Genomic DNA, 2898 nt, shown 5'->3' with positions numbered 1-2898 from the left:
GCCGCGGTGAGGGGATCTCCCCAGAAGTCCTGGACGCTCTGCACGTGCTTGGGGTCGGCTCGCAACTTACGGATCAGGACGTCGTAATACTGGTGGGCCTCATCGCCCAGTGGTTGGGTGCCCTCCAGGATGATCATTGCCGAGCTGTCGGAGTTTCCCTCGTTAAACGCCTGGCCAATGCGTCTCATCGCCTCATACGACGGCGCATCTTTTGGGCTTAGCGACACCGAACGCTCTTGGCCGACCACTTCCAGCGAAGGGACGAAGACGCTTAGCGCAATGCACACCGCCAGCCAGCCCAGAATGATCGGCACAGCGAACCTGTGGATCAGTCTCGCGATCAACGGCTTTTCCGGGTGAGAACGGGTGTCGGCGTCGTTCGCATATTTGATCGTCACGCTGATTTAACCAAGCAGTAGGTGTAGGCGTTGACCTCGTTGGAAATCCGCTCGGCCTTGACCGTGCCATCGACGGTGATTCGGCAACCAATGCTGTTGCTATCGCCTTGAGCCACAAGGTTTCCCATTACTGCCGCCAAGTTTGTGGTGAAGTGCAAGGACCAAGGTAGCACCGCATTGTCGACCCGTTGCGGGTCGGCGTTGACATCGAAGTAGCTGATATCGGCGACCGTTCCGGGCGGTCCGAAGACTTCATAGGTGATCTGCTTAGGGTTGAAGGGCTTGCTGTCGAGGTTGCTATCGGAGTACGAGTCGCGCTTTTCAGACGCGAAGAAGCCACGAATCCGGTGCACCGTGAACCCGCCGACGACGATTACCGCCAGAATCACCAGCGCGATCCACGACCGCGACAGCATTTTGAAGATTTCTCGTTCCCTTCACCGGTTGGGGTTGCTAGGGGGCGGCTTTTCAAGCCCTGGTGAGCCCTGGTGAGCCCTGGTGAGCCCTGGTGAGCCCTGGCCAACATTGTCAACAGCGGCGCAACCTTGATCCGACGCAGTGCGAGGTGCCAGTACAACCAAGCCTTACCTAAGTAAATCACGAGGTCAATCGGCGACCCCTTTTCGGCGCCCGCGCGCCCCTCGTTGGTGTAACGCATATCACGTGCGTAAAGCACGCTACTCGGTCGGTTTAGCTCACGCAAATCACATGATGTGCGTTATCCTCTTACGGTGGCGCAACTCGCTTTCCAGCGCGCCCGCACCGAAGAAAACAAGCGCCAGCGGGCCGCGGCGCTGGTCGAAGCGGCACGTTCGCTGGCGATGGAGACCGGTGTCGCTTCGGTGACGTTGACTGCGGTCGCCGGCCGCGCCGGAATTCACTACTCGGCGGTACGCCGTTACTTCACGTCTCACAAGGAAGTTCTGCTGCACTTAGCCGCCGAGGGTTGGGTGCGCTGGTCGAAGACGGTGTGTGAGAGCTTGGGCGAACCGGGCCCGATGTCGCATTCGCGGGTGGCCGAGGCGTTGGCCAACGGTCTGGCGGCCGACCCGCTGTTCTGTGATCTGCTGGCAAACCTGCACCTGCATCTCGAACACGAAGTGGACGTCGACAGGGTGGTCGAAGTCAAGCGCACCAGTACCGCCGCCGGGGTTGCGCTCGCAGATGCGATCGAGAACGCCATTCCTGCGCTCGGGCGCTCTGGGGCCTTCGACATTCTGCTCGCTGCTTACTCTTTGGCGGCCACCTTGTGGCAGATCGCGCACCCGCCGGAACGGCTCAACGACGTCTATGCCGAAGAGCCCGACGTGCTGCCGCCCGAGTGGAACCTCGACTTCTCCGCCGCCCTTACCCGACTACTCACCGCGACCTGCGTCGGCCTCGCCGCCGGACCACCGTAGGCCAGTCCGGATGGACAACCTCAAGCGCAGATCACCACGGGCCAGAATCATCGCTAGGCCGCAGTTCCGCCGCCCCGCAGCGGTTGCGTATAACGTGCTTAGCGCACCAAAACATCGTATGGCATGGCGTCCTGAATTCGTCATGGTCGGGCCTGACGCAGGGTCACGCGATGGCTGAAGCATTCGAGCCGACGGTTCTGCTCCCGGCGAGCGGAAGGTGATTGGAGTGGCAAAGATTTCAGCTGCAAACGCGCTGAAGCGAATGTGGATTGCGCTCGTCATCGCGGTCGTGGTCGCGGTGGCGGGGTTCGTCGTCTATCGGCTCCGTAGCTTCTTCGGGTATCACGACCCGGGACCGATCACCAGCGGTATGGCGGATGAAGTCAAGCCCTTCAATCCCAAGCGCGTGGTTTACGAAGTGTTTGGTTCGCCCGGGAGCATCGCCAATGTCAACTATCTGGATATCGATGCCCAGCCTCAGCGCGCCAGTAACGTTCCGTTGCCGTGGACGCTTTCTGTCACCACGACGTTGTCGTCGGTCAGCGTCAACGTGGTGGCGCAGGGAAACGGTGACCAGATCGGCTGCCGGATAGTTGTGAATGGGGAAGTAAAGGATGAAAGGTCCGAAAGCGGAGTGAACCCTCAGACCTTCTGCATAGTGAAATCGAAATGAAAGATTTTCAGACGGCGGTGGAAGACCAGGTTGAAAGCACGACCGCCAACGAGGCCGGGAAGCATTCCTCGGCTGCGCGCTGGGTTCGCCGACTGGCTGTGCCGATCACTGTGTTTTGGCTGGCCCTCGCCGCAGCTCTGACCATTTTCGTCCCATCCCTGGAGCGGGTCGGAAAAGACCATTCCGTGGCATTGAGCCCCAAGGACGCCGAATCGCTGGTGGCGATCAAGCGGATTGGCAAGGTTTTCCAGGAGTTCAACAGCGATAGCGCAGTCATGGTCGTGCTGGAGGGCGATCGACCGCTGGGTGATGAAGCCCATCTGTACTACAACGAGCTGATCCGGAAGCTTTCCGCGGACACGCGGCATGTTCAGCACATCCAGGATTTCTGGGGTGATCCGTTGACCGCGGCGGGGTCGCAAAGCCC

The 2898-nt window shown here is 60.3% G+C and carries 5 protein-coding genes; 3 read left to right on the top strand and 2 right to left on the bottom strand.

Annotated elements, in window-relative coordinates:
* Nucleotides 1–398: MMPL family transporter (locus tag F0Q45_RS25190; protein ID WP_149656473.1), on the bottom strand; the 398-nt coding region annotated here is incomplete at its 3' end.
* Nucleotides 395–814: an MmpS family protein gene (locus F0Q45_RS25185; RefSeq protein ID WP_149656472.1), complete on the bottom strand. Its 420-nt coding sequence runs from the start codon at nucleotides 812–814 to the stop codon at nucleotides 395–397. The genes F0Q45_RS25185 and F0Q45_RS25190, both read right to left, overlap by 4 nt.
* 297 nt (nucleotides 815–1111) lie before the next feature.
* Between F0Q45_RS25185 and F0Q45_RS25180 the strand changes: the two genes are divergently transcribed.
* The 3 genes from F0Q45_RS25180 to F0Q45_RS25170 all read left to right on the top strand — a co-directional run.
* Complete coding sequence (locus F0Q45_RS25180; protein ID WP_149656471.1) at nucleotides 1112–1798, top strand: TetR family transcriptional regulator; 687 nt, start codon at nucleotides 1112–1114, stop codon at nucleotides 1796–1798.
* 262 nt (nucleotides 1799–2060) lie between these two features.
* Nucleotides 2061–2471 (top strand): MmpS family transport accessory protein, encoded by a 411-nt coding sequence (locus tag F0Q45_RS25175; RefSeq protein ID WP_149656474.1) that lies wholly within the window; start codon nucleotides 2061–2063, stop codon nucleotides 2469–2471.
* Nucleotides 2468–2898 (top strand): MMPL family transporter (locus F0Q45_RS25170; protein ID WP_149656470.1); only part of this gene is annotated, 431 nt, incomplete at its 3' end. The genes F0Q45_RS25175 and F0Q45_RS25170, both read left to right, overlap by 4 nt.

The organism is Mycobacterium simiae, assembly GCF_008370645.1.
GTDB classification, from domain to species: Bacteria; Actinomycetota; Actinomycetes; order Mycobacteriales; family Mycobacteriaceae; genus Mycobacterium; species Mycobacterium simiae_A.
The sequence above is the reverse complement of the archived record's forward strand: the minus strand, read 5'-3'. Positions and strand labels throughout refer to the sequence as shown.

What these genes read in the sequence shown, in the direction of transcription:
- F0Q45_RS25175 (WP_149656474.1), top strand. Translation starts at nt 2,061, where the DNA reads ATGTGGATTGCGCTCGTCATCGCGGTCGTGGTCGCGGTGGCGGGGTTC.
- F0Q45_RS25185 (WP_149656472.1), bottom strand. Translation starts at nt 814, where the DNA reads ATGCTGTCGCGGTCGTGGATCGCGCTGGTGATTCTGGCGGTAATCGTC.